This window comes from Aurantimonas sp. DM33-3, from assembly GCF_014334315.1.
In the GTDB taxonomy this organism is placed as follows: Bacteria; Pseudomonadota; Alphaproteobacteria; order Rhizobiales; family Rhizobiaceae; genus Aurantimonas; species Aurantimonas coralicida.
Genome location: NZ_JACSGS010000008.1, coordinates 106,597 through 130,811, shown reverse-complemented (window position 1 = coordinate 130,811; position 24,215 = coordinate 106,597). Strand labels below are relative to the sequence as shown.

Annotated in this window: 23 protein-coding genes; 11 read left to right on the top strand and 12 right to left on the bottom strand. The window is 68.0% G+C overall.

The window, feature by feature from the left end:
* Positions 1 to 17: 17 nt before the first annotated feature.
* The gene (locus H9Q09_RS12850; RefSeq protein ID WP_187391430.1) at positions 18 to 389 is read right to left on the bottom strand and encodes a PRC-barrel domain-containing protein; all 372 of its coding nucleotides are present in this window, start codon (positions 387 to 389) and stop codon (positions 18 to 20) included.
* Between the two features lie 278 nt (positions 390 to 667).
* On the opposite strand from H9Q09_RS12850, the gene H9Q09_RS12845 reads away from it, so the two are divergent.
* The 3 genes from H9Q09_RS12845 (at position 668) to H9Q09_RS12835 (ending at position 1,909) form a co-directional block, all read left to right on the top strand.
* The gene (locus H9Q09_RS12845) at positions 668 to 1,003 is read left to right on the top strand and encodes a hypothetical protein (RefSeq protein WP_024349910.1); all 336 of its coding nucleotides are present in this window, start codon (positions 668 to 670) and stop codon (positions 1,001 to 1,003) included.
* Positions 1,004 to 1,029: 26 nt separating this feature from the next.
* Entirely contained in the window at positions 1,030 to 1,389 is a 360-nt protein-coding gene (locus tag H9Q09_RS12840; protein WP_187391367.1) for a hypothetical protein, read from the top strand.
* Between the two features lie 79 nt (positions 1,390 to 1,468).
* The gene (locus tag H9Q09_RS12835; RefSeq protein WP_187391366.1) at positions 1,469 to 1,909 is read left to right on the top strand and encodes a hypothetical protein; all 441 of its coding nucleotides are present in this window, start codon (positions 1,469 to 1,471) and stop codon (positions 1,907 to 1,909) included.
* A gap of 55 nt (positions 1,910 to 1,964) precedes the next feature.
* On the opposite strand, the gene H9Q09_RS12830 is transcribed toward H9Q09_RS12835, so the two are convergent.
* Positions 1,965 to 2,204: a DUF3297 family protein gene (locus H9Q09_RS12830; RefSeq protein ID WP_024349913.1), complete on the bottom strand. Its 240-nt coding sequence runs from the start codon at positions 2,202 to 2,204 to the stop codon at positions 1,965 to 1,967.
* Positions 2,205 to 2,538: 334 nt separating this feature from the next.
* Between H9Q09_RS12830 and H9Q09_RS12825 the strand changes: the two genes are divergently transcribed.
* From H9Q09_RS12825 to H9Q09_RS12805, 5 genes are all read left to right on the top strand, one after another.
* Entirely contained in the window at positions 2,539 to 4,002 is a 1,464-nt protein-coding gene (locus H9Q09_RS12825) for a L,D-transpeptidase family protein (RefSeq protein ID WP_348646304.1), read from the top strand.
* 73 nt (positions 4,003 to 4,075) lie between these two features.
* Positions 4,076 to 4,978 (top strand): alpha/beta fold hydrolase, encoded by a 903-nt coding sequence (locus tag H9Q09_RS12820; RefSeq protein WP_246716129.1) that lies wholly within the window; start codon positions 4,076 to 4,078, stop codon positions 4,976 to 4,978.
* 207 nt (positions 4,979 to 5,185) lie between these two features.
* Positions 5,186 to 6,454, top strand: a complete 1,269-nt coding sequence (egtB, locus tag H9Q09_RS12815; protein WP_187391365.1) for an ergothioneine biosynthesis protein EgtB — start codon at positions 5,186 to 5,188, stop codon at positions 6,452 to 6,454.
* A gap of 2 nt (positions 6,455 to 6,456) precedes the next feature.
* A complete protein-coding gene (egtD, locus tag H9Q09_RS12810; protein WP_187391364.1) occupies positions 6,457 to 7,413 on the top strand; it encodes an L-histidine N(alpha)-methyltransferase in 957 nt (318 codons plus the stop codon).
* Positions 7,414 to 7,582: 169 nt separating this feature from the next.
* Positions 7,583 to 8,842: an FAD-dependent oxidoreductase gene (locus H9Q09_RS12805; protein ID WP_187391363.1), complete on the top strand. Its 1,260-nt coding sequence runs from the start codon at positions 7,583 to 7,585 to the stop codon at positions 8,840 to 8,842.
* 25 nt (positions 8,843 to 8,867) lie between these two features.
* Here the strand turns inward: H9Q09_RS12805 and H9Q09_RS12800 are convergent, their stop codons facing one another.
* From H9Q09_RS12800 to H9Q09_RS12770, 7 genes are all read right to left on the bottom strand, one after another.
* The gene (locus H9Q09_RS12800; protein ID WP_187391362.1) at positions 8,868 to 9,236 is read right to left on the bottom strand and encodes a YbaN family protein; all 369 of its coding nucleotides are present in this window, start codon (positions 9,234 to 9,236) and stop codon (positions 8,868 to 8,870) included.
* Positions 9,237 to 9,404: 168 nt separating this feature from the next.
* Positions 9,405 to 10,619, bottom strand: a complete 1,215-nt coding sequence (locus tag H9Q09_RS12795) for a CoA transferase (RefSeq protein WP_187391361.1) — start codon at positions 10,617 to 10,619, stop codon at positions 9,405 to 9,407.
* Positions 10,619 to 11,401 carry an enoyl-CoA hydratase/isomerase family protein gene (locus H9Q09_RS12790; RefSeq protein WP_187391360.1) on the bottom strand — a complete coding sequence of 261 codons (783 nt, stop codon included), beginning with the start codon at positions 11,399 to 11,401 and terminating at the stop codon, positions 10,619 to 10,621. Before H9Q09_RS12790 ends, H9Q09_RS12795 begins: the two co-directional genes overlap by 1 nt.
* 4 nt (positions 11,402 to 11,405) lie before the next feature.
* Entirely contained in the window at positions 11,406 to 12,686 is a 1,281-nt protein-coding gene (locus H9Q09_RS12785) for a TRAP transporter large permease (protein ID WP_187391359.1), read from the bottom strand.
* Entirely contained in the window at positions 12,683 to 13,216 is a 534-nt protein-coding gene (locus H9Q09_RS12780; RefSeq protein ID WP_187391358.1) for a TRAP transporter small permease subunit, read from the bottom strand. Before H9Q09_RS12780 ends, H9Q09_RS12785 begins: the two co-directional genes overlap by 4 nt.
* Before the next feature lie 110 nt (positions 13,217 to 13,326).
* A complete protein-coding gene (locus H9Q09_RS12775) occupies positions 13,327 to 14,298 on the bottom strand; it encodes a TRAP transporter substrate-binding protein (protein WP_187391357.1) in 972 nt (323 codons plus the stop codon).
* Between the two features lie 65 nt (positions 14,299 to 14,363).
* A complete protein-coding gene (locus H9Q09_RS12770) occupies positions 14,364 to 15,560 on the bottom strand; it encodes an aminotransferase class V-fold PLP-dependent enzyme (RefSeq protein WP_024349925.1) in 1,197 nt (398 codons plus the stop codon).
* A gap of 158 nt (positions 15,561 to 15,718) precedes the next feature.
* Here H9Q09_RS12770 and H9Q09_RS12765 point away from each other — a divergent pair, with 158 nt between their 5' ends.
* Both H9Q09_RS12765 and H9Q09_RS12760 read left to right on the top strand, forming a co-directional pair.
* A complete protein-coding gene (locus tag H9Q09_RS12765) occupies positions 15,719 to 18,823 on the top strand; it encodes an FAD-binding and (Fe-S)-binding domain-containing protein (RefSeq protein WP_246716128.1) in 3,105 nt (1,034 codons plus the stop codon).
* An 88-nt stretch (positions 18,824 to 18,911) separates the two neighbouring features.
* Positions 18,912 to 19,601 (top strand): GntR family transcriptional regulator, encoded by a 690-nt coding sequence (locus H9Q09_RS12760; RefSeq protein ID WP_187391356.1) that lies wholly within the window; start codon positions 18,912 to 18,914, stop codon positions 19,599 to 19,601.
* A 33-nt stretch (positions 19,602 to 19,634) separates the two neighbouring features.
* Here H9Q09_RS12760 and H9Q09_RS12755 read toward each other — a convergent pair whose 3' ends face one another.
* Genes H9Q09_RS12755 through H9Q09_RS12745 form a run of 3 tightly spaced genes read right to left on the bottom strand, consistent with a single transcriptional unit; the run spans position 19,635 to position 22,620 of the window.
* Positions 19,635 to 21,167, bottom strand: a complete 1,533-nt coding sequence (locus H9Q09_RS12755) for a tripartite tricarboxylate transporter permease (RefSeq protein WP_024349928.1) — start codon at positions 21,165 to 21,167, stop codon at positions 19,635 to 19,637.
* A 30-nt stretch (positions 21,168 to 21,197) separates the two neighbouring features.
* Entirely contained in the window at positions 21,198 to 21,659 is a 462-nt protein-coding gene (locus H9Q09_RS12750) for a tripartite tricarboxylate transporter TctB family protein (RefSeq protein ID WP_187391355.1), read from the bottom strand.
* Positions 21,646 to 22,620, bottom strand: coding sequence for a tripartite tricarboxylate transporter substrate-binding protein (locus H9Q09_RS12745; RefSeq protein ID WP_187391354.1), 975 nt, complete (start codon positions 22,618 to 22,620; stop codon positions 21,646 to 21,648). The genes H9Q09_RS12750 and H9Q09_RS12745 overlap by 14 nt, the downstream gene beginning before the upstream one ends.
* A 348-nt stretch (positions 22,621 to 22,968) precedes the next feature.
* Here H9Q09_RS12745 and H9Q09_RS12740 point away from each other — a divergent pair, with 348 nt between their 5' ends.
* Complete coding sequence (locus H9Q09_RS12740; protein WP_187391353.1) at positions 22,969 to 24,153, top strand: CoA transferase; 1,185 nt, start codon at positions 22,969 to 22,971, stop codon at positions 24,151 to 24,153.
* Positions 24,154 to 24,215: the final 62 nt, after the last annotated feature.

The following is a 24,215-nucleotide window of genomic DNA, read 5'->3' as shown; positions in this document are numbered from 1 at the left end:
TCAGCGTTGGTAAGGCGTCAGATGTAGGCGGGACGCCAGTAATCGTCGATGCGCTGGCCGGTGTCGGGATCGTTCCAGCCCGGCGAAGCGTCCGGGGCGAAGCGCGGTGCGCCTTCGAGCTGCTCGCGGGTGATGCCGACGACATAGCCGCCCTGCCACGCGTCGTATTTCAGGACGTGCCAGGGCAGCGGATGATAGTCCTCGCCGATCCCCAGGAACCCGCCGAAGGACAGGATGGCATATTTCACCTGGCCGTCGCGCTTGCCGATGACGAGGTCCTGGATATGGCCGAGATGGTCGCCGTCGGTGTTGTAGACCGCGGTGCCTTCCACCCGGCTCGCCTCGATATTGTTGATGCCGACCTCGTTGTCGGTCTCCTCGCTGGCCATGATATGGCGGCCTTCCGTCGATGACATGATCGCTCTCCGTGGAAACGTCCTGTCGGCGCAACGGCTTCGCGCAAGGCGCGGTTCCGGGAGGCCGTGCGCCCGGCGCGCCGCCCGGCCGCAAGAGGGACGAAACGCCCGAAGATTGGGACGGCCAGACAAGAATGGCGATCGGGGCCATCTTCCTCGGCGTCATGGCCGGGCGTATGGTGATGGCGGGCGCGTGATCGCCCGCGTACGCCCGCCGGGCGAGGCGCCTCGTCCGTTCAGGATATCCGAAAATGCAGTTCTGTTTCCGTCCCGTCCTCGCTGCGGCCGTCGGCGCCGTTTGTCTTGCCGCCGTATCCGCCCATGCCGAGAACCGTGACGTCACCGTCACCAATGCGACCAGCGTCGCGATGATCGAGTTCTACGCGTCCAACACCGGGACGAATGCCTGGGAGGAAGACATCCTCGGCGTCGACGTTCTGGAGCCGGGCGAGGCGGTGCTGGTGACCGTCGATGACGGGACCGGCGCCTGCATGTTCGACTTCAAGGCCACCTTCAGCGACGGCACCGACGCCACCAAGGCCGGCGTCGACGTCTGCGAGATTTCGGAATTCGATTTCACCGACTGATCGGTCGGGTTTTGGGAGAAACCACGATGTGGACGTCCATACGCAGTCTGACACTGGCCGCCGCGCTTCTGCTCGGCGCGTCACCGGCCCTCGCCGACCCGTCCGGCCACTACACCATCGCCGGCACCAATCCCGACGGTTCGACCTACGATGCCAGCGTTCTGGTGGCCAAGGTGGGGGACACCTTCACCCTGACCTATACGCTGCAGGACGGCACCAAGCTGCAGGGCACGGGGATCGGCGACGATGACGTCATGGCCATCGGCTATCTCCAGGATGGCGAGAGCGGCGTCGCGCTGATGTACCGCGAAGGCGGGAAATGGATGGGCGTGTGGAGCTATATCGGCGCCAAGACGCTCGGGACCGAGGAATGGCAGCCGCAATAGCGAAGGCCACGACACGCTTCGGCGGGACCGTGCATCACTCGTGCGGTCCCGCCGAGCTCATCGCAAAGGGAGTTGCGGGATGACGAAACGGTTCTGGTCCCTGTGCCTTGCCGCGCTGCTGATGACCGCGCCGGCGTTCGCGCAGAGCCACGAAGAGGTCTCCGCCCGCATCGAGGCGCTGCAGGGCGATGCCGCGGGATTTGCCGAGGCCTTCGATCTTCTGACCGAGGCGATGCGGTTCGGCGATCCGGTCACCGTGGCGCAGCTTGCCGATTATCCGCTGACGGTTCGCGCCAATGGCGAGGAATACGAACTGATCGAAGCCCGCGATCTCGTCGACAATTACGACCGGCTGGTCATGGCGGACACGCAGGCGATCGTCGCGGACCAGCGCTTCGCGGACCTGTTCGTCAATGCGGAAGGGGTGATGTTCGGCAACGGCGAGATCTGGATGGCGTCCGTCTGCGACGACAATGCCTGCAGCCGGACCCATTGGGCGATCATCGCCATCAACAACTGACCGGCCGGCGCCGCGCGCCCTGTGGCCCGCGTCGCCCGAGCCGGGTCGGTTGCGGTCAGTCTTCCTTGAGATAGACCTCGACCGGGCCCTTCAGCTTGATGGTCAGCGGCTGGCCGCGGCGGTCCTTCGCCTTGCCGGCCTGGACGCGGATCCAGCCTTCGCTGATGCAATATTCCTCGACATTGGTGCGTTCCTCGCCCTTGAACCGCACGCCCACGCCCCGCGTCAGCAGGTCGGCGTCGTGGAACTCGCTGGACGGGTCGGAAGACAGCCGGTCGGGAAGGGTGTCGCTCATGGTCGTATCCTGATGTTGGCGCTGGCGCGCATGTGATGCCCGCACATAAACGCTTGCGGCCGCGCGCCCAAGTGGGGACCGGCAAAACGGCGCTCCGCGGCGGCCGATCCCGGGGCGAGGGACGCGTTTTCTTCAGAATGACTGACACTTGCGTGAGGTTTCGCCATTTTCATGTCCGGTTCATCCGCCATGTCGGATAGTGCGGGATAAAGGCCTGGAGAGCAGGATCCGCGTCCGGATGGTCGTCCGGCGGTGGATGCGACGGGGCGTCCCGGCGGTGCATGGTGCGCCGGCGGGACCAGGCTGTGCTGGAGAAAGCAAGATGAAGCCTATCGTGGCACTCTGTCTGTCGACGCTTGCGCTGACGACCGCGGCGACCGGGGCGCAGGCCCAGTCGGGCGAGATCCGTCTGGCCCAGGGATACGACCAGTATGGCGACGTCGCCGAGGTCTATGTGGACGAGAGCGGCCGCCGGGTGGTGATCGATTCCACCGGCCGCATCATCGCCATAGAGGAGCCGCGCCGCGAGCGCTTCCGCGAGCGCCGGGCGCGCTTCGGCGAAAGGGGCGGCGCCATCATCGACGCCCCGCCGCCGCCGGGCGTGACGCTGGAAGGCCGCGTCGATTTCGGCCCGCGCTCGGCCGATCCCTATGCCGATGACGGCTATGATCGCGAGCGCGATTACGGTCCCGACCCGGTCTATCGCGACGAGCCCCGCTATGACGGGCCGATCGAGGCCGCGCCGCTGCCGGACGCAGGGAGCGAGCCGCGCCGCGAGGCCGAGCTCCCGCCCGTCCAGGGCCCGGACTACCCGGCCGAGGGCACCGCCGACACCCAGACCAGCGTCGACGATCTGCTGACCGATCCGGGCGCTATCGGTACGGCGCCGGCCGAAGGCCGCACCATCACCGAAACCGATCCGGCCCCGCCGGTCGAGGCGCCGAAAGGCAAGAACGCCGAGGCCGAGATCGCCGCGCTGCAGATCCTGCTCGACCGCGCCGGCATGTCGCCGGGCGTGATCGACGGCCGCATGGGCTCGAACGTCAACAAGGCGGTCGCCGCCTATGAGGAGAAGTTCGGCCGCAGCCTGCCCACCGGCGACGCCAAGGCGCTGGCCGAGGAGCTGGACGCCACCGGCGGGCCGGCGATCACCACCTACGAGATCACCGCCGAGGACGTCGCCGGTCCGTATGTGGCGGCGATCCCGTCCGACTACGGCGAGAAGGCGCAGCTTCCCGAGATGAGCTTCGAGCGCGTCTCCGAACGGCTGGCCGAGCGATTCCATATGGACGAGGAGTTCCTGCGCAAGATCAATCCGGGCGCCGATTTCGATCGCCAGGGCACCCGCATCAAGGTCGCGGCGACCGGCGAGAACGTGAAGGGCGAGGTCACCAAGATCATTGCCGACAAGGGCCGCGAGCAGGTGCGCGCCTATGCGGCCGACGGCAGCCTGATCGCCGCCTATCCCTCGACCATCGGCTCGTCCGACACGCCGTCCCCGTCGGGCGTCGTGCAGGTCAACCGCATCGCCTTCGATCCGAACTACACCTACAATCCGAAGGTCAATTTCAAGCAGGGCTCCAACGACAAGGTGCTGACCATTCCGCCGGGTCCGAACGGTCCGGTCGGCACGATCTGGATCGCGCTGTCGAAGCCGACCTACGGCATTCACGGCACGCCGGAGCCCTCCAAGATCGGCAAGACCAACAGCCATGGCTGCGTCCGCCTGACCAATTGGGACGCGACCGAGCTCGCCAAGATGGTGAAGCCGGGCGTGACGGTGGAGTTCGCCGAATAGGCACGATCCTGACGACGGCGCCGGAGCGGGGCGGTCTGTCGCCGCTCCGGCCGTCCGTCAGCGGGCCTTCGGCATGACGACGATCTCCCTCGACGACACCACCGTATCCGCCGCAGCCATTGCGGCGGACGGCGCGTCCGCGCCGCATGGCAGAGCCGACATCGGCGACATCGCCATCGTCCATGACGATCACCCGGCGCAGGGTGCGGCCGATGGCGTGCCGGTGCTGCTCCTGCATGGCGCGGTGCAGACGCGGGCAGTCTGGGCCGGGCAGGTCGAGGCGCTCGTCGACCGGCATCGCGTCATCGTGCCCGATCTGCGCGGCCATGGCGCAACGCCGCTCGGCGAGGAGCGGCTCACCATCGACCGCATGGCGATGGATAGTCTGGCGCTCATCGACCGCCTCGGCATCGACCGCTTTGCCGTCTGCGGCGTCTCGCTGGGCGGCATGGTGGCGCTGGAGATCGCGGCGCGCGCGCCAGACCGGGTGACCGCGCTGGTTCTCGCCAATACGCCCCGCTCCCTGTCGGGCATCGGCTGGGTGCGCCGGCTCGTCGACTGGCTCGACCCGCAGCGCCTGCTGCACCCGACGTTCCACATCCTCGGCCAGGCCCGCACCGCGCGGATCGGCCTGGCACTCGCCGCCCGCCTCGTCGGGCCGTTCTGGGTCGGGCGGGATGCGCGGTGGCATTTCATCGCCGGCTTCCGGGCGATGTCGCCGGATGCCATCGTCGCCACCTATCGCGCCATCGTCGAAAGCCGGCCGCTGGATCTCGGCCGCATCCGCTGCCCGTGCCTGGTCATCGACACGCTGCATGACGCGACGACGATCCGCGAACAGGCGGCCGACATCGTCGCCGAGGCGCCGAATGCAAGGAGCGTGGTGCTGGAGGCCGGGCATGTCGCCAATCTCGACAATCCGGCCGTCTTCAACCGCGTCCTCGCAGAGTTCCTGGCGGTGCCCGGCCGGAACTGACCGGTGCGGCATAGTGCCCGCCGCCGGCCCTGAAGCTAACGGAAGCGCCGCAATGGCGGGGCGGCGGGGTCGTTGGCCGGCTCGATAGATAAGACGTGATCGTCGTTGTCGGGTCATGGACGAAAGCTAGGTCTTCTCGAACGCGGCTGTCCGGCGGCCTGCCTTCAGGGCGAACCGGCGGCCGGAACCAGTTCGAAGAGGTTCGACATGGCCCATGTATCCCGCAAATCGCTGACTGACGTCTCCGCGCTCGCGGCCCGCTACCGTGCCGTGCGCGAGGACAGCCGCGCCCTCGGCGCGCCGCTGTCGGACGCCGACGCGACCGTCCAGTCGATGCCCGACGCGAGCCCCGCCAAATGGCATCTGGCCCACACGACCTGGTTCTTCGAGACCATGGTGCTGAAGCCGAATCTCGCCGGCTATGAGGTCTTCGACGACAGCTACAACTACCTCTTCAACTCCTATTACGAGACCATCGGCGAGCGGCAGCCGCGACCGCGGCGGGGCATGATCACGCGGCCGGCGCTGGACGAGATCTTCGCCTATCGCGCCCATGTCGACGCGGCGATCGAGACGCTGATGGAGCGCGGCCCGGCGCCGGACGTCGCCGAGCTGATCGAGCTCGGCTGCCACCACGAGCAGCAGCATCAGGAATTGCTGCTGACCGACATCCTGCATCTCTTCGACCAGAGCCCGCTGAAGCCGGCCTATCGCGACCCGCAGCCGCTGAGCGTCGCGGCCGATCCGGGCGAGGCGCGCTTCGTCGGCTTCGACGGCGGCATCATCGAGATCGGCCATGACGGCGAGGGCTTTGCCTTCGACTGCGAGGGACCGCGCCACCGCGCGCTGCTCGAACCCTACCGTCTGGCCGACCGGCTGGTGACCAATGGCGAATATCTCGCCTTCGTCGAGGATGGCGGCTACTGCGATCCGCTGCTGTGGCTGTCGGCCGGCTGGGGGACGATCCTCGGCGAGGGCTGGACCCGGCCCTTCTACTGGCACGAGCGCGACGGCGAGATGTGGACGATGACCCTGCGCGGCGCGCAGCCGCTCGATCTGAACGCGCCGGTGACGCATCTCAGCTATTTCGAGGCCGACGCCTTCGCGACCTGGGCCGGCAAGCGCCTGCCGACCGAATTCGAATGGGAGAATGCTGCGGCGAGCCTGCCGGTCGAGGGCAATTTCGCCGGGTCCGGCCGGCTGCGGCCGAAGCCCGCGGCGCCGGGCGAGGGCCTGCGCCAGATGTATGGCGACGTCTGGGAATGGACCCGCAGCCCGTTCTCGCCCTATCCGCGTTTCAAGCCGGTCGAGGGCGCGGTCGGCGAGTACAACGGCAAGTTCATGTGCGGCCAGTTCGTGCTGCGCGGCGGCTCCTGCGCCACGCCGGAGAACCATATCCGCACGACCTACCGCAACTTCTTCCCGCCGGATGCGCGCTGGCAGTTCTCCGGCCTGCGCCTCGCCGAGGACGCGTGAGCATGCTGGACCGGATCGACACGCTGGCCCAGCAGCGCGAGGCCTTTCGCGCCGATGTTCTCGATGGATTGTCGCGCAAGCCCAAGACCCTGCCGAGCCGCTGGCTCTACGACGACCGTGGCTCGGAGCTCTTCGAGGAGATCACCGCGCTGCCGGAATATTATCCGACGCGGACTGAGACCGGCATCCTGAAGGAAAGGGCCGGGGAGATCGCCGCCGTCTTCGGCCGAGAGGCGGTACTGATCGAGTATGGCGCCGGCGCCGGCATCAAGACCGAGATCGTGCTGGCGGCGCTGGAAGCTCCGCGCCTCTATGTGCCGATCGACATCTCCGGCGATTTTCTGGAAGCCTCGGCCGAACGGATCAGGAAGCGGTTTCCCGGCCTGGCCGTGGAGCCGGTGGTCGCCGACTTCACCGCCGAATTCGACCTGCCCGGGGACCTGCCCCAGGACGGGCGCCGGGGCGGGTTCTTCCCCGGCTCGACCCTCGGCAATCTCGGCCGCAGGGAGGCGTTGGCCTTTCTCGCCCGGATGCGCCGGCATGTCGGAGCGGGCGGCGTTGCCGTGATCGGCGTCGATCTGAAGAAGGACATCGACACGCTGCTCGCCGCCTATGACGACGCGACCGGCGTGACGGCGGCCTTTGACATCAACATACTTGAGCGTATGCAGCGGGAACTGGACGCCGAGCTGCCGCTCGACAATTTCGCCCATGAGGCCCGCTGGAACGGCGAGGCCTCGGCTGTCGAGATGCACCTCGTCGCCCGCGACGCCTGCACGCTGTCGGTCGCCGGCCGCTCCTTCGCCTTCGAGGCAGGCGAGTCGATCCACACCGAAAGCTCGCGCAAATACGATGTCGAGGCCCTGGCCGGGATGGCTGATGAATCGGGCTGGTCGCTGGACAAGGTCTGGACCGATCCGGACGGTCTGTTCGCCCTGGTCAGCCTGTCGGCGGTCTGAACCCCTTTGACGCCTGACCCGCGCCGCCCGTGCTGCGGCGTTCGGCTCCCTGATCGACGCCCGGCTCGACCGCCGGGCGTCTTTCGTCGTAGACCCGCCTCCGGGGACGACCCGTCGGCCGCGTGGTCGTCGGAGTGCCCCTTTGACGAACCATGACAGGACGCGGGACATGAGCGGCGAACGCATCGTCATCGTCGGCAGCGGCCAGGCAGCGATCCAGCTCGCGGCCAGCCTGCGGCAGGAAGGTCATGAGGGGCCGATCACCCTGATCGGCGACGAGCCGGGTCTGCCCTATCAGCGACCGCCTTTGTCCAAGGGCTACATGAAGGAGGGCGATCCCGAGCGCCTGGTCCTGAAGCCGCAGAGCTTCTTCGAGCGCAACGCCATCACTTTGCGCGACGCCACCCGCGTCGCGTCGATCGACCGGACGGCCCGCACGGTGGCCACCGACGACGGCGCCAGCCATGGCTACGATCATCTGGTTCTGGCCACCGGGGCCCGCAATGTGCGCCCGCCGATCGCCGGCGGCACGCACAAAGATGTCGTGGAACTGCGCACGCTCGCCCATGCCGAGACGATCCGCCGGCGCCTGGCCGACACGCGCCACGCCATCGTCGTCGGCGGCGGCTTCATCGGGCTGGAATTTGCCGCCATGGCGCGGCTTGCCGGGGCGCAGGTGACGGTGCTGGAAGCCGCCGACCGGCTGATGGCCCGCGCCGTTTCGCCGGCGATCTCGGATTTCGTGCTGGAGCACCACCGCGCCGCGGGCATCGCCATCCGGCTCGGCGCCAGGGTGGCCCGCATCGACGACGACGAGGCCGAGAGGGTCGTCGGCGTGACCCTGGCGGACGGGACGGGCATCGAGGGCGACCTCGTTCTCGTCGCCACCGGCGTCGCGCCGAATGGCGAACTCGCGGCCGCGGCCGGGCTTGCGGTTGCGAACGGCATCGTCGTCGACGAGACGCTGGCCACCGGCGATCCGGCGATCTCGGCCATCGGCGACTGCGCCTCGGTGCCGGGGCCGCTGGGCACCCATCTGCGGCTGGAATCGGTGCAGGCCGCGATGGACCAGGCGCGCCATCTGGCGAAGCGGATCGTCCATGGCACGGCGGCGGCCTATCATGCGGTGCCGTGGTTCTGGAGCGACCAGGGCGCGCTGAAGCTGCAGATCGCCGGGCTGACCAGCGGCGCCGACCGCTTCGAGACGATCCGGCAGGAAGAGCTGGTCACCGTCATTGTGGGCTATCGCGACGGGCAACTGGCCTCGGTCGAGACCATCAATGCGCCTGGCGAGCACATGGCCGCCCGCAAGCTGCTCGGCCGCGAGGCGCCGGTCAGCGCCGAGGAACTGCGCGACAGCGGCTTCGACCTGCGGGCGCTCGCCAAGGGGCAGGCCGGATCACGCGATCGCAGCGTCGCCTCGGCCTGAACGGCACGGATGGCGCGCCGTGCGCCTACCGGCCTGAGGGCCGCGTCAGGATGTAGACGCTGACGCTGCCCATGATCAGCGCCAGGCTGACGAGGACGAGCGGGTGGCCGACGGTCACCCATGCCAGCACGAAGGACGCCAGCATCGCGGTGATGGCGGCGATCTTGGCCCGGCGCGGAATGATCCGGTGTTCGCGCCAGGCGACCAGCGTCGGCCCGAAGCGCGGATGCGCCTCCAGCCGGCGGGCGAGATCGGGATGCGAGCGGGCAAAGCACCAGACCGCCAGGAGCAGGAAGGGCGTCGTCGGCAGCAGCGGCAGCACGACGCCGAGCCCGCCCAGCACGACGCAGCTATAGCCGAGAACCAGGTAGAAGGGCTTGGCGAAGGGTCGCATGACGGCGCCAGAACAGGATGACCGGGGAGCCGGTTCGCCGACCGCTACGGGCGGTGTGCGTCCCGTGGGCGGGTGATCCGTTGCGAGCTAGCCTCAAGGCGGTGGACGTCAAGATGCGTGCCGCGACCCGTGAAGCCGCCGCGCGCCGTCGTTGCCTGTCGTCGGCGGTCAGCCGGCCCTGGAGCTGCGGACCGCGCCGGAGCCGAGCATGCGGTCGATCTCGGCCGCGTCGTAGCCGGCCTCGCGCAGCACCTCGGCGGTGTGTTCGCCGAGCAGCGGGGCCGGGCGGGTGACGCCGCCGGGCGTGTCGGAGAACTTGATCGGCAGGCCGATCGCCTTCACCCGGCCGGCGGTCGGATGCTCGGTCTCCACCACCATTTCGCGCGATAGGGTCTGCGGGTCCTCGTGCATCTCCGAGATGTCGAGGACCGGGCCGGCCGGCACGCCGGCGGCTTCCAGCTGCGCCAGCCATTCGGCCGAGCTGCGCTGTGAGAAATGCCCGTTGAGGATCTCCTCCAGCGCCGCGAGATTCTGCATGCGGCCGTGATTGTTGGCAAAGCGCGGATCGGATGCCAGTTCCTCGGCGCCGATCACGGCGAGCATGCGCTCCCAGTTCTTCTGGTTCGCCGCGCCGAGATTGATCCAGCCATCGGCGGTCCGGAAGGCCTGATAGGGCGCGTTCAGCGGATGCGCCGAGCCGAGCGGGCCGGGCGAGGCGCCGGTGGCGAAGGCGATGGCCGACTGCCAGTAGGTGTGGGTGATGCCGGCCTCGAACAGCGAGGTGTCGACCTTCTGGCCCTCGCCGGTCTGCAGCTTGCGGGCATAGGCAGCGGCGCAGCCGAGCGCGCCGAGAATGCCGGCGGTGATGTCGGAGACCGGGGCGCCGGACTTGACCGGCGGGCGGCCGGGGCCTTCGCCGGTGATCGACATCAGCCCGCTCATGCCCTGGGCGATCAGGTCGAAGCCGCCGCGATTGGCATAGGGGCCGGTGCGGCCGAAGCCGGAGATCTCGCAATAGATCAGGCCGGGATTGACCGCCTTCAGATCCTCGTAGCCAAGCCCGAGCTTCTCCATCGTGCCCATGCGGTAATTCTCGATGACGACGTCCGCCGTCTCCAGCATGCGCCGCAGCACCGCCTTGCCGTCTTCGGACTTCAGGTCGAGGACGATGCCGCGCTTGTTGCGGTTCATCATCATGTAGGCGGCGGATTCGCCGTTGATGTCGGGCGGCAGGAAGCGCCGCGTGTCGTCGCCGTCGGGCTTCTCGACCTTGATCACGTCGGCGCCCATGTCGGCCAGCATCATGCCGCAGACCGGGCCGGCCATGATATGCGCGAGCTCGATGACCTTCATGCCATCGAGCGGGCCTTTCACCTGTGCCATTACTGGCCTTTCCATTCCGGTGTGCGCTTGCCGAGGAAGGCTTCCATGCCCTCCTTGAAGTCCTCGCTCATATAGGCCTGCACCACGAGGTCGCGGTCGTCGGCCTCGGCGCCCTGGACCCGCAGGCGGCGCAGGGCCTCCTTGGTAGTCGAGAGCGTCAGCGGCGCATGGGTGGCGAGCAGCGCCGCCAGTTCCTGCGTGCGGGCGATCAGCGCCGCGTGGTCGGGCACGATCTCGGCGATCAGCCCGGCATTCAACGCCTCTTCCGCGCCGACGAGGCGGGCGGTGAAGATGATCTCCTTGACCCGGCCGGCGCCCATCAGCGTCGACAGCCGCGACAGATTGGCGATGGACAGGCAATTGCCCAGCGTGCGGGCGATCGGGAAGCCGAACTTCAGGTCGGCGGTGGCGATACGGATGTCGCAGGCCGCCGCGATGCCGGCACCGCCGCCGGTGCAGGCCCGCGCGATCGCCGCGATGGTGGGGACCGGGCAGGCCTCCACCGCGCCGAGGACGACGTCCATGCGGTGCTCGTAGTCGAGGGCGTCCTGCTCCGTGTCGAAGCCGCGGAACTGGGTCATGTCGGTGCCGGCGGCGAAGGCTTTGTCGCCGGCGCCGGTGACGACGAGACACTTCACCTCGCCGCCCAGCTTCGTCTCGCGGCAGATCTCCGCGAGACGGTCGTACATGACGAAGGTCAGGGCGTTGCGAGCCTGGGGCCGGTTCAGCGTGATCCAGCCGATCCCGTCGCGGACCTCGTAGAGGAGTTCGTCGGTGCTCATGGGTCTACCTGTAGAAATATTCGACGAGGAACATCGGGACTGCCGGCACATAGGTGCACAGGAGCAGGACGAACAGCAGCACCCCGACAAAGGGCAGGTTCGCCTTCGACACCTCCCATATGTTGGCCTTGGCGATCGAACAGGCGGTGATCAGCACCGAGGCGACCGGTGGCGTCTGCTGGCCGATGGCGAGGTTCAACGTCACCACGAGGCCGAAATGCACCGGGTCGATGCCGGCCTGCTGGATCAGTGGGACGATCACCGGGACGACCAGGATGATCGCCGCGGCGGAGTGCAGGAAGAACCCGATGACCAGGAAGAAGACGTTCAGGATCAGAAGGATCAGGTACTGGTTCGAGGTGATGTCGAGGATGCCCTCGGCCAGTTGCTGGGGCACGCGCGCCTGGGTGAGATAGCTGCCCATCAGGATCGACGCGGCGACCAGGAGCATGACCACGGCGGTCTGGATGCCGCCTTCCAGCATCGCCTGCTTGAGCTGTCCCCAGTCGACCTCGCGGTACCAGATGCCGACCAGGATGGCCGCGACGACGGCGATGCCGGCGCCCTCGGTGGCGGTGACGAAGCCGCCGAAGATGCCGCCCAGGATGATGACCGGCAGGGAGAAGGTCGGCAGCGCCTCGACGAAGGTCGTGCGCAGCCGGCGCAGGTTGAAGGCCTCCTCCATCGGGAGGTTGTATTTCACCGCATAATAATAAGCGACGCCCATCAGGCCGGCGGCCCCGATCAGGCCGGGGACGACGCCCGCGACGAACATCTGCTCGATGCTGGTGCCGGCGGCGACCGCATAGAGGATCATCGGGATCGAGGGCGGGATGATGATGGCGAGCGAAGCCGACGACGAGGTGATCGCCGCCGCGAAGGGGGCCGGATAGCCGCGCTTCTTCATCTCAGGAATGATGATGGAGCCCATCGCCGCGACGTCGGCCACGGCGGAGCCGGAGATCTCGGCAAAGAACAGCGAGACGCCGACATTGACCATGGCGAGGCCGCCGCGCACGAAGCCGATGACGGCCGAGACGAAGGCGATCAGCCGCCGCGTGATGCCGGTGGCGTTCATGATGGCGCCAGCCAGGACGAACATCGGAATGGCGATCAGCGAGAAGGAGCGGGCGCCGTTGTACATGTCGAGGGCGATGGTCACCAGCGCGGCGCCGCCGTCGCTGATGAAGATCGCCAGGACGGCCGCCAGCGCCAGCGCGACGGCGATCGGCACGTTGATGCACACCATCGCGACCAGCGCGAGGAAAATGACGAACATCATCATGGATGCTGGCCCTTCTCAGGAGTTTCACCATGCGCCAGGGGCGCATGCTCAACGGAGCGTCCGGCCATGACGTCGCGCCAGTAGTCGGGGAAGCTGAGCAGTTCGGCGACGATGAAGAGGATGGCGCCGATCGGGATGATCGACTGGGTGAGGGCGACCGGCACCCAGGTCAGGCTGACCAGGGATTCACCCTCGAGAATGTTGAGGACCTCGAGACCCGACCAGGCGAGGAGCACGAAGAACAGCAGCACAAGCCCCTCGGCAAGAAGCATGGCGACCTTGCGCGCCGATGGCGGCAGCGACAGCAGCACGTCGTCGAAACCGATATGGCTGCGCTTCAGCGCCGCCAGCGCGGCTCCGTAATAGGTGATCCAGGCCAGCAGGACGCCGGCGATCTCATCGTACCAGGAGAGCGAGGCGCCCATCTTGCGGTAGATCACCGCCGCGACCACGACGGTCGTCAGCCCGACCATCAGCGCGATGACCACCCATGTCAGGAACTCGCCGAGGATTCTCGCCAACTGGCGCATAGGGCCTCCCGCGTCGCGCGGACGCAGCTTTCATCGTCGATTTCAGGGAGAAGGGTGCCGGCCGAGGGTTCGACCGGCACCTGTCAGGATGATCGCAAGCCGGTGAAGGCTCAGGACCCGGAGGCGAGGGCCTGGATGTCTTCGACCAGCTTCTGGCCGCCTTCGACCTGCGTGCCGAATTCCTCGTAGATCGCCTTGGATGCGGCGATGAACGCGTCCTTGTCGGCCTCGTTCACGGTGACGCCGGCTTCCTCGATCTTGCTGATCAGCTCGTCGTCCATCTGCTGCGAACGCTCATAGGCGAAGTCGCTGGACTGCGTGGCGCAATCCTGGATGGCCGTCTTCAGCTCCTCGTCCCAGCCGTCCCAGTTGCGCGAGGAGGTGGCGAGGTAGGCGGGCGAATAGACGTGCCCGGTCATCGACAGGTACTTCTGCACTTCCTGGAACCGGCCCGAATAGATCTGGGCGAGCGGGTTCTCCTGGCCGTCGATGACGCCGGTCTGCAGGGCGGTGAACACCTCCGAGAAGGCCATCGGCGTCGGGTTGGCGCCGTAGCTCTGGAACATCTTCACGCGCCACTCGCCCTTGGGGACGCGCAGCTTGATGCCTTCCAGATCGGCCGGGACGTTGATCGGCTTGACGTTGTTGGTCACGTGGCGGAAGCCGTTTTCCCAGAATCCGAGGATCTGGTAGCCGCGGCCGGCGGCGGCATCGACGAAGGTGTCGCGCATCCCGTCGCGGACCTTCTTCATGTGGTCGCGGCTCTTGATCAGATACGGCATCTCGAAGACGCCGAAGGTCGGCGACACCGAGCTCATCACCGAGGAGGGGATGGAGAAGTCGATCTGGCCGAGCTTCAGCTTCTGCAGCATCTCCTCGTCATTGCCGAGCTGCGAGGAGCCGTAGACCTCGACGGTGGCCTTGCCGGACGCGGCGACGCATTCGGCGAACTTCTCCGCCGTCGCCTCGTAGAGCGAGCCGGGGTCGCCGACATGGCCCAGATCGAGGGATTCCTGTGCGCCGGCCGCGGAGCCCATCAGGGCCACGGCGGCGACACCGAGCATCAAGGTGCGAATGTTCATTGGTTTCCTCCCAGTTTTCGTTTTGGGCGGCTCCTCAACCGCCCGGTGGTCGTTCTGCGTACCGCCTATTCCGCGGCCTGTCTCGCTTCGGCTGCGCCGGACTGTGCCAGCACGGCCATCGCAGCCTGAACGCCGCCTGCCTTGTGCGCCACCCCGGCGACCTGCAGACCCATCTCGACGCCTCCCAGCGTGCCGATCAGGGTCAGGTCGTTGTAGTCGCCGAGGTGGCCGATACGGAAGATCTTGTCGGCAAGCTTCGAGAGGCCGGCTCCCAACGACATGTCGAAGCGCTCGAGAATGACCTTCCGCAATGCGTCGGCGCCCTTGCCCTCCGGCATCAGGACGGCGGTGAGCGCGCCCGAATGCTGGGCCGGATCGGCGCAGAGGACTTCCAGCCCCCAGGCCTCGACGGCGGCGCGCGTCGCCGCGGCATGGCGCTGGTGCCGGGCAAAGACGTTGTCCAGCCCTTCCTCGTGCAGCATCTCGATCGCGGCATCGAGGCCGTAGAGAAGGTTGGTCGCCGGGGTGGAGGGGAAGAACCCGTTGGGGTTCATCGCCAGCATCTCGTCCCAGGCCCAGTAGGAGCGCGGCAGCTTGGCCGAAGCCTGTGCCGCGATCGCCTTGTCGGAGAGCGCGTTGAAGGACAGGCCCGGCGGCAGCATCAGGCCCTTCTGCGAACCGCCGACGGTGACGTCGACGCCCCATTCGTCGTGCCGGTAGTCGACCGAGCCGAGCGAGGAGATGGTGTCGACGAGAAGCAGCGCCGGATGGCCGGCGGCGTCGATCGCCTTGCGGACGTCGCCGACCGGCGTCACGCAGCCGGTCGAGGTCTCGTTGTGGACGACGCAGACGGCCTTGATCTCGTGGCCGCTATCGGCCTTCAGCCGCTCGCCGATGGCCGCCGCGTCGGCGCCATGGCGCCAGTCGCCGGCGATGAACTCGGTGCGCAGGCCAAGCCGCTCGGCCAGCTTCTTCCACAGCGAGGCGAAATGGCCGGTCTCGTACATCAGGACGAGGTCGCCGGGGGACAGCGTGTTGACCAGCGCCGCTTCCCAGGCGCCGGTGCCCGAGCCCGGATAGATGACCACCGGGTTCTTGGTCTGGAAGATCGTGCGGATGCCGGTCAGGACGCGCTTGGCCATCTCCTGAAACTCGGGACCGCGATGATCCATCGTCGGCATGTCCATGGCCCGCAGCACCCGGTCGGGCACATTGGTCGGTCCTGGAATCTGAAGAAAATGCCGGCCGGCTTTGTAGGTCACGATGGCGTCTCCCGGGGACCGCGGCGCTTTGTCCGCCGGTCCGTTTCCTCGTCGCACGCTCTTGCCGACGTGCCTGTTTTCAGGTCCAATTGGATTATGAATTCATTATGCGTGTCAAGCGGCATTCTGCAGATCGCCGCCGGGAGGGGTCGACACAGATGGGGGAAATGATCCGGCCGGGCCTGAGCCGCCGGCTTGAGCGGGAAATTGCCGGCGACGTTTATTTCGACCGCTTCAACCGGGGGCGTTACGCCACCGACGCCTCGATCTACCAGATCATGCCCGCCGGCGTGGTCGTCGCCCGCACCGGCGACGACGTGGCGGCGGCGCTCGACGCCTGCCGCGAGGAGGGCCTGCCGCTGACCATGCGCGGCGGCGGCACGTCGCAATGCGGCCAGACGGTCAATTCCGGCCTGATCGTCGACACGTCGAAGCATCTGAACAAGCTGCTGGAGCTGGACGTCGCCGGCCGGCGCGCGGTGGTCGAGCCGGGCATCGTCCTCGACGATCTCAACCGGCTTCTGAAGCCGCACGGCCTGTGGTTTCCCGTAGACGTCTCCACCGCCTCGCGGGCGACGATCGGCGGCATGGCCGGCAACAATTCCTGCGGCTCGCGCTCGCTGCGCTACGGCACGATGCGCGACAATGTCATCGCCATCGACGCGATCCTCGCCGACGGCACCGCCGGCCGCTTCGCCCAGCTCGACCAGAACGCCGCCAACGAGCCGCCGCGCGAACTCGTTGCCGCCATGCTGGCGCTGGGGCGCCGCGAGGCCGGCGAGATCGCGGCGCGCTTTCCCAGGGTGCAGCGCCGGGTCGGCGGCTACAATCTCGACGCGCTGGTGCCCTCCGACGACCCGATCAATCTCGCCCATCTGCTGGTCGGCTCGGAAGGCACGCTGGGCATTTCGACCGCCATCGAGATCCGGCTGTCGCCGCTGCCCAAGGCGACCAAGATCCTCGGCGCCTGCCACTTCCCGACCTTCCGCGCGGCGATGGAGGCGGCCCAGCATATCGTCGCCCTGAAGCCGACCTCGGTCGAGCTGGTGGATGCAACCATGATCGGGCTCGCCCGCCGGATCGACATGTTCGTGCCGACGCTGGAGGCCTTCGTCGAGGGCGATCCGGCGGCGCTGCTGCTGGTCGAGTTTGCCGACGCGGCGGATCAGAACGCGGCCAGCATCGCGGCGCTGAAGGACGTGATGAGCGATCTCGGCTACGGCTTCGGTCGCGGCGGCGATCACGAGGGCGGCGTCGTGCCGGTCACCGATCTGAAGCTGCAGTCGGCGATTGCCGAGCTGCGCGCCGCCGGCCTCAACATCATGATGTCGATGAAGGAGGAGCGCAAACCGGTCTCCTTCGTCGAGGATTGCGCCGTGCCGCTGGAGCATCTGGCCGACTACACCGACCGGCTGACGGCGATCTTCGAGAAGCATGGCACCCGCGGCACCTGGTACGCCCATGCCTCCGAGGGCTGCCTGCACGTGCGGCCGGTCCTCAACGTCAAGCTCGACAAGGACGTGAAGACCATGCGGGCGATCGCCGAGGAGGCCTTCGCCATGGTCCGCGAATACAAGGGCTCGCATTCCGGCGAACACGGCGACGGGCTGGTGCGCTCGGAATTCCACACCCAGATGTTCGGCGAGCGCATCGTCGCCGCCTTCGAAGAGGTAAAGACCGCCTTCGATCCGCACACGCGCCTCAACCCCGGCAAGATCGTCGCGCCGCCGAAGATGGATGACCGCAGCTTGCTGCGCTATCCGCCCGGCTACGCGGTGGACGAGATCCGGACGGCCTTCGACTGGTCGGCCTGGCCCGGGGCCTCCGGCGGCCTGCAGGGCGCCGTCGAGATGTGCAACAACAACGGCGCCTGCCGCAAATCGGCCGGGGCGGTGATGTGCCCGAGCTACCGGGTGACCCGCAACGAGCGCGACGTCACCCGCGGGCGGGCGAACACGCTGCGCCTGGCGATCTCCGGCCAGCTCGGCCCGGACGCGCTTGCCTCCGACGAGATGGCCGAGACGCTGAAACTGTGCGTCTCCTGCAAGGCCTGCCGCCGCGAATGCCCGACCGGCGTCGACATGGCCAAGATGAAGGCCGAGGTGCTCTACCAGCGCGGCAAGACCAACGGCTTCTCGCTGAAGGACCGGCTGATCGCCGACCTGCCGCGCTATGCGCCGGCCGCCGCCCGGATGGGCTGGCTGATGGGCCTGCGCGACCGCGTCCCGGCCTTCGCGGCCCTGTCGGAGAAGATGGCCGGGTTTTCCGCCCGGCGCTCGCTCCCGTCCTTCCGGAAGGACTGGTTCCGCGATGCCGAGGGTGATGTCGCGGGCGCGGCGTCCGGGGCCGGAGCATCCGCCCGTCAGGGCGCGGCGGCTTCGACGAAGAATATTGGCGGGGCAGGGGACGGGATCGTCCTCAACCCGGAGGGCGCTGGTGGTGACACGGCGACGGCGAACCGCGAGGATCGGCGCGGCATCGAGCGCACCGGCCCGGCGCCGCATCCGGGCCGGGTGACCGGTGTCGTCCTCTTCGCCGACACGTTCGACCGCTGGTTCGACCCGCAGGTGCTGCGCGCCGCGGTCAAGGTGCTGAAGGCGGGCGGCTACCAGGTCGAAACCGCCAGCCTCGGCCGCAACGAGCGGCCCCTGTGCTGTGGGCGGACCTATCTCGCCGCCGGCATGGCCGATCGCGCTAAGGCGGAAGCGCAGCGCACCATCGACGCGCTGCTGCCGCATGTGCGGGCCGGCAAGGCGATCGTCGGGCTGGAGCCCTCCTGCATCCTGACCCTGCGCGACGAGTTCCTGGCGCTGGTGCCCGGCGAGGCCGCGGAAGCGGTGGCCGCGTCGGCCATGCTGTTCGAGGAGTTCCTGATGCGCGAGGACAAGGCCGGGCACCTGTCCCTGCCTCTCGACGGCATCGGCCGCGAGGCCTATCTGCATGGTCACTGCCACCAGAAAGCCTTCGGCGCCATGTCGGCCGTCGAGGGCGCGCTGCGGATGATCCCCGGCCTCGATCTGAAGGTGATCGAATCGTCGTGTTGTGGCATGGCGGGCGCCTTCGGCTATGATGCCGAGACCATCGACGTGTCACTGGCCATGGGCGAGCTGTCGCTGCTGCCGGCGGTGCGCGCGGCACCTGCCGATGCGGTGATCGTCGCCGACGGGACCTCCTGCCGGCACCAGATCGCCGACGGCGCCGCACGCCGCGCCGTGCATGTGGCGGAAGTGCTGGCGGGCGCGCTCCATGGAGCTGCGCCGTAATGGCGCCGGTTCGGGTTGGCTCCCGGTCGCCGGCGCTCGATGCGGCCCGTCTCCGCCGGGCCGGTCATTCCACGACGGGACACGACGCATGAGCCTTGCCGATACCGATTTCGACGCGCCGCTCTCGCGCCCCGCGCTGGCCGTGGAACTGACCGACCGGATGCGCCGGATGATCATGGAGGGCGAACTCCAGGCCGGCGAGAAGGTGCCCGAAAAGGCGCTGACGGAGCGCTTCGGCGTCTCCCGCACGCCGGTGCGCGAGGCCCTGAAGGTGCTCGCTCACGAAGGCTTCGTGCAGCTGGTGCCGAACCGCGGGGCCATCGTCTCGGGCGAGACGATGAACGAATTGACCGAGCTGTTTCCGCTGGTCGCGGCGCTGGAGGGCCTGGCCGGCGAACTGGCGGCCGAGCGCGCCTCCGACGCCGAGGTCGCGGCGATCGCCGATCTCACCCGCCGGCTTGGGGCCGCCTACGAGGCGCGGGACCGGCCGGCCTATTTCGAGATCAACCAGGCGATCCACAGCGCCATCCTCGCCGCCGCGGCCAATCCGACGCTCTCCCAGCACCATGCCATGGTGGCGCGGCGGGTCTACCGGGCGCGCTACCAGGCCAATCTGACGCCCGAGCGCTGGCTGACCGCGACCCGCGAGCACGAGGGTATTCAGGCCGCGCTGGAGGCGCGCGACGGACCGCTGCTGGGCAGCCTGATGAAGGCGCATCTGACCCACAAGCTGGAATCGCTGCTCGCCCATGCCGAGGCCGAGGCGGCCGCCGGCTAGGACCCCGTCACTGCCACGCTTCGGACCTGCCGGTCAGTCGCCCACGTAATCGGCGTCGGCTGCGGGCTGCGCGGCCGGCCGACGTGGCTTGCGCATGGCCAACACCACCGCGATGAGCAGGAAGCAGCCGGTGATCGTGTAGAGCCCGATCGAGATCCAGCTCGACACGAGGATGCCGGCATCGCCGCCGGAGATCGCCAGCGCGCGACGCAGCATGCTTTCCATCTCGCCGCCGAGCAGCAGTCCCAGCACCACCGGCACCACCGAGATCTCCAGCTTGCGCAAAACGAAGCCGAGCACGCCGAAGCCGACCATGACCTGCAGGTCGAAGGTGGAATGGCTGATCGAATAGATGCCGACGAAGGAGATCATCACCACGAAGGGCATCAGCGCCCACATCGGGATGGAGAGCATCCGGGTGAACAGGCCGACCAGCGGCAGGTTGAGGATCAACAGGAAGACGTTGGCCATGAACAGCGCCGCGATCAGCCCCCAGACGATGTCCGGCTGGTTCTGGAAGAGCAGCGGCCCCGGCGTGATGTTCAGCGAGATGAGCAGCGCCAGGAGCACCGCCGTCGTGCCCGAGCCCGGCACACCGAGCGCCAGCATCGGCACCAGCGCGCCGCCGGCCGCTGCGTTGTTGCCGGCCTCCGGCGCCGCGACGCCGCGGGGGTCGCCCTTGCCGAAGGTGTCGTTGTTGTTCGAGTAGCGCTTTTCCAGCGTGTAGGCGATGAACGAGCCGAGCGACGCCCCGGCGCCGGGCAGGATGCCGGAGATGAAGCCGAGGCCCGAGCCGCGGAACATCGCCCCCAGCGACTTGCGGATATCGGGCCAGCGGGCAAAGGCGCGGTTGACCGGCACCGCGCCGGAATGGCCGCCGATCCCGTGTTCCAGAAGGATCAGCGCTTCGGAGATGGCGAACAGGCCGACAATGGCGACGATGGCGTGGAAGCCGTCATAGAGATGGAAGCTGCCGAAGGTGTAGCGCGGCACGGCGCTCTGCGGATCGATCCCGACCGTGCCCAGCGCCAGGCCGATGCCGGCCGCCAAGAGCGTCTTGGCCGGATTGGCGCCGGTGATACCGCCGATCGTCGCGAAGGCCATGACATAGAGCGCGAAATACTCCGCCGGGCCGAAGCGGATGGCGAACTGCACCAAGAGCGGGGCGAACAGCACCAGGCCGATGGTCGCGGTCACGGCGCCGACGAAGGACGCGATGCCGGAGATCGCCAGCGCCTCGGGCGCCTTGCCCTGCTGGGCCATCGGGTAGCCGTCGAGGCAGGTCATCATCGCCGGCTCGTCGCCGGGGATGTTGAGCATGATCGACGAGATGCGGCCGCCATACATGCAGCCGTAATAGACGCAGGCGAGCAGGATCAGCGCCGAGCCCGCGGGCAGCTGCAGCGAGAAGGCCAGCGGGATGAGGATCGCCACGCCGTTGACCGGGCCGAGGCCGGGCAGCGCGCCGATGATCGTGCCAATGAAGCAGCCGAACAACGCCAGCCCGATATTGGTCGGGGTGAGCGCGGTGGCGAAACCGTCGGCGAGAAAACCAAGAATTTCCACGTGATCTCCTTGGCACCGGCCAGGCGGTGACTAACCGAAGAGCGGTCCCGTCGGCAGGGGCAGGCCGAACACGCCGTCGAAGAGGAAGAACAGCCCGAAACCGATCACCAGTCCGGTGATGACGGCCTGCAGCCAGCTGGCACCGAGGATGCGGGCCAAAAGAAGCGCCGCAACGCTCGTCGACAGCGGAAAGCCCGCCGGTTCGAGGATGATCGGATAGACGATGAGGACCGCCAGCATGGCGATCTGGCCCCAGACATGCGGCCAGCGAAACCAGACCGGATCGGGATCCGGCTTGACGATCAGGAAGGCCGCGAACAGCCCCAGCGGCACCGCGACCATGCGCGGAAACAGGCTCGGGCCGGCCGGATCGCCGTAGGCGACGCTGTAGCCGCCGGCGGCGATCCAGTACCAGATCGCGAGGGCGAGCAGAATCGCCCCCGCGATACGGTCACTGAGACGCAGGCTCGGGGTCGGTCTAGTTGATGACACCGATGGCCTTCGAAATCTCGGCTGCCTTCTTCTCGGACTCGCGGACGAAGGTGTTGAACTCCTCGCCACCGCGCCAGATCGGCGTCAGGCCGGATTCGGTCGCGGCCGTCTGCCAGCTTTCCGAATCGTAGAGCGCGTTCATCTTCTCGACCCAGAAATCATAGGCGTCGTCGGGGACTTCGCCGCCCATGTAGAAGCCGCGCCAGTTGTAGCCGACCGCGTCGACGCCCTGTTCCTTGGCGGTGGCGATGTCCGGATAGGCCGGCAGCCGCTCGTCGGACATGACCGCGAGGGCCTTGGCGTCGCCGGACTGGATGAAGCCGCCGATCTCGCCGATGTCGGTGAGGACGACGTCGATATGGCCGCCGAGCAACTGGGTGACGGCGTCACCGCCACCGGAGAACTCGACCCAGCGGATGTCCTTGAGCTGGTCGGTCGGAACGCCGGCTTCCTGCGCGAGGATCAGGAACCGCAGATGGTCCCAGCCGCCGATCGAGGAGGAGCCGCCGACCACGACGCCGGCCGGGTCTTCCTTGACCGCGGCGAGAACGGCGTCGAGCGAATCGTATTCGGAGTCCTTGTTGACCAGCATCGTGCCGACATCGGCGCCGAGCATGCCCAGCCAGCGCATCTGGTCGATGCCAGCCGGATACTTGCCCTGGGCGATCTGGGTGATACCGACGGTCGAGGTCGCGACGATCAGATTGGGGTCGTCATTGCGCTTGGACGCGACATTGGCGAAGGCCACCGCGCCGACGGCGCCCGGCATGTTGGTCACCTGCACGGCGCCCGGCACAAGACCCTCGTCCTGCAGGATGCGGCCGACGGTGCGGCAGGTGAAGTCCCAGCCGCCGCCCGGATTGGCCGGTGCGATGCATTCGACATTCGACGGCTCGAATGCGGCAGCGGGCATGGCGATCGCCGCCACGGCCGCGGCCATCAACAAACGTTTCAGAAACATGACTTCCCTCCCTCAGGCGGCAGTTCTTGCGTCCCCGCCATTTTGTCGGCCGTGGGAGATCGTGCCGACAGCGGCATTCTCCCGTGTGCCTTCCCTAGTGGATGACACCGAAGCATTCGGGCGGTCAAGGCTGGCGCGATGCTCAGTTGTGCTGCAACGCGGAAGAAACCCGTGCTGCGATGCAGCATGTGATTTCGAAATTTACTTTCGACGGGCCCGTCGCGTATGGGAACCGTAATGCCAGCGAAACAAATGGGAGGGGGCGATGGCCGACGCAGGCAAGATGCTGCCGATGCCGGTGCGCGCGGGACGCCGGATCGCCGTCGCCACGGCGAGGCGTTGACCCGTATGGACCAGCCGCTCGCCGGTATCCGCGTCGTCGACCTGACGCGCATCCTGTCCGGCCCGTTCTGCTCGATGCTGCTCGGCGATCTCGGCGCCGACGTCATCAAGGTCGAGGCGCCGGGACAGGGCGATCATGTCCGCGGCCTCGGGGCGATCGTCGACGGCATGTCCTGGTACTTCGCCGGCTTCAACCGCAACAAGCGCTCCCTGACGCTCGACCTGAAGAGCGACGCCGGCAAGGCGGTGCTGCGCCGGCTTCTCGCCGACGCCGATGTGCTGGTGGAAAACTACCGGCCCGGCGTCCTGGCCGCGATGGGCTTCGACCGGGAGACTCTCGACGCCATCAACCCGCGGCTCGTCGTCGGATCGGTCAATGGCTACGGCTCCACCGGCCCCTATCGCGACCGCCCGGCCTTCGACTTCATCACCCAGGCGATGTCGGGCTTCATGTCGGTGAACGGCTCGCAGGAGAGCGGGCCGATGCGCGCCGCGCCGCCGCTGACCGACCTGATCGCCGGGCTCTACACGGCCTTCGCCATCGTCGCGGCGCTGCGGGTGCGCGATCGCGACGGCGAGGGGCAGGCGGTCGAGGCCTCGATGATGGGCGGCATGATGTCGATGCTGGCCTATCTGTCGGCGGCGCAGCTGGCGACCGGCAAGACGCCGCCGGCGACCGGCAACGACCATCCCATCGCCTCGCCCTACGGGCTGTTTCGCGCCGCCGACGGCCATGTCGCGGTGGCGCCCTCGACTGCCCCGACCCTGCGCCGCTTTCTGGAGGCGATCGGGCTGATCGGGCTTCTCGACGAGCCGCGCTTCGCCACCAATGCCGACCGGGTGGCCAACCGCGCGGCGCTGAACGCCCTGATCGACGACGCCATGTGCCACGAGATCCAGGATGTCTGGATCGAGAGGCTCAATGCGGCGGGCGTGCCCTGCGGCCGGGTCCAGACCCTCGGCGAGGTGTTCGCGGATCCGCAGGTCGCCGCGCAGGAGATGGTGCTCGACGTTCCCCATCCCGGCCACGGCACCGTGCGGATGACCGGCTTCCCGATGAAATTCGCCAAGACGCCCTCGCAGCTGCGCCATCCGGCGCCCGATCTCGGGCAGGACACCGAGGCGGTGCTGGCGGAAGCCGGCTATGATGCCGCCGACATCGCACAATTGCGGGCGGACGGCATCGTCTGAACGCCGGCTGCCGAGGCGGTCGCTGGTCGCCCTCCGGCGAACGCTCGCCTGATCGAACAACT

Bases quoted from the DNA above. Each gene is read 5' to 3' on its own strand.
- H9Q09_RS12830 (WP_024349913.1), bottom strand. From the start codon at position 2,204: ATGAGCGACACCCTTCCCGACCGGCTGTCTTCCGACCCGTCCAGCGAG.
- H9Q09_RS12790 (WP_187391360.1), bottom strand. From the start codon at position 11,401: ATGAGCACCGACGAACTCCTCTACGAGGTCCGCGACGGGATCGGCTGG.
- H9Q09_RS12795 (WP_187391361.1), bottom strand. From the start codon at position 10,619: ATGGCACAGGTGAAAGGCCCGCTCGATGGCATGAAGGTCATCGAGCTC.
- H9Q09_RS12760 (WP_187391356.1), top strand. From the start codon at position 18,912: ATGAGCCTTGCCGATACCGATTTCGACGCGCCGCTCTCGCGCCCCGCG.
- H9Q09_RS12835 (WP_187391366.1), top strand. From the start codon at position 1,469: ATGACGAAACGGTTCTGGTCCCTGTGCCTTGCCGCGCTGCTGATGACC.
- H9Q09_RS12765 (WP_246716128.1), top strand. From the start codon at position 15,719: ATGGGGGAAATGATCCGGCCGGGCCTGAGCCGCCGGCTTGAGCGGGAA.
- H9Q09_RS12775 (WP_187391357.1), bottom strand. From the start codon at position 14,298: ATGAACATTCGCACCTTGATGCTCGGTGTCGCCGCCGTGGCCCTGATG.
- egtB (WP_187391365.1), top strand. From the start codon at position 5,186: ATGGCCCATGTATCCCGCAAATCGCTGACTGACGTCTCCGCGCTCGCG.
- egtD (WP_187391364.1), top strand. From the start codon at position 6,457: ATGCTGGACCGGATCGACACGCTGGCCCAGCAGCGCGAGGCCTTTCGC.
- H9Q09_RS12820 (WP_246716129.1), top strand. From the start codon at position 4,076: ATGACGACGATCTCCCTCGACGACACCACCGTATCCGCCGCAGCCATT.
- H9Q09_RS12845 (WP_024349910.1), top strand. From the start codon at position 668: ATGCAGTTCTGTTTCCGTCCCGTCCTCGCTGCGGCCGTCGGCGCCGTT.
- H9Q09_RS12805 (WP_187391363.1), top strand. From the start codon at position 7,583: ATGAGCGGCGAACGCATCGTCATCGTCGGCAGCGGCCAGGCAGCGATC.
- H9Q09_RS12800 (WP_187391362.1), bottom strand. From the start codon at position 9,236: ATGCGACCCTTCGCCAAGCCCTTCTACCTGGTTCTCGGCTATAGCTGC.
- H9Q09_RS12740 (WP_187391353.1), top strand. From the start codon at position 22,969: ATGGACCAGCCGCTCGCCGGTATCCGCGTCGTCGACCTGACGCGCATC.
- H9Q09_RS12850 (WP_187391430.1), bottom strand. From the start codon at position 389: ATGGCCAGCGAGGAGACCGACAACGAGGTCGGCATCAACAATATCGAG.
- H9Q09_RS12785 (WP_187391359.1), bottom strand. From the start codon at position 12,686: ATGATGATGTTCGTCATTTTCCTCGCGCTGGTCGCGATGGTGTGCATC.
- H9Q09_RS12745 (WP_187391354.1), bottom strand. From the start codon at position 22,620: ATGTTTCTGAAACGTTTGTTGATGGCCGCGGCCGTGGCGGCGATCGCC.
- H9Q09_RS12840 (WP_187391367.1), top strand. From the start codon at position 1,030: ATGTGGACGTCCATACGCAGTCTGACACTGGCCGCCGCGCTTCTGCTC.
- H9Q09_RS12780 (WP_187391358.1), bottom strand. From the start codon at position 13,216: ATGCGCCAGTTGGCGAGAATCCTCGGCGAGTTCCTGACATGGGTGGTC.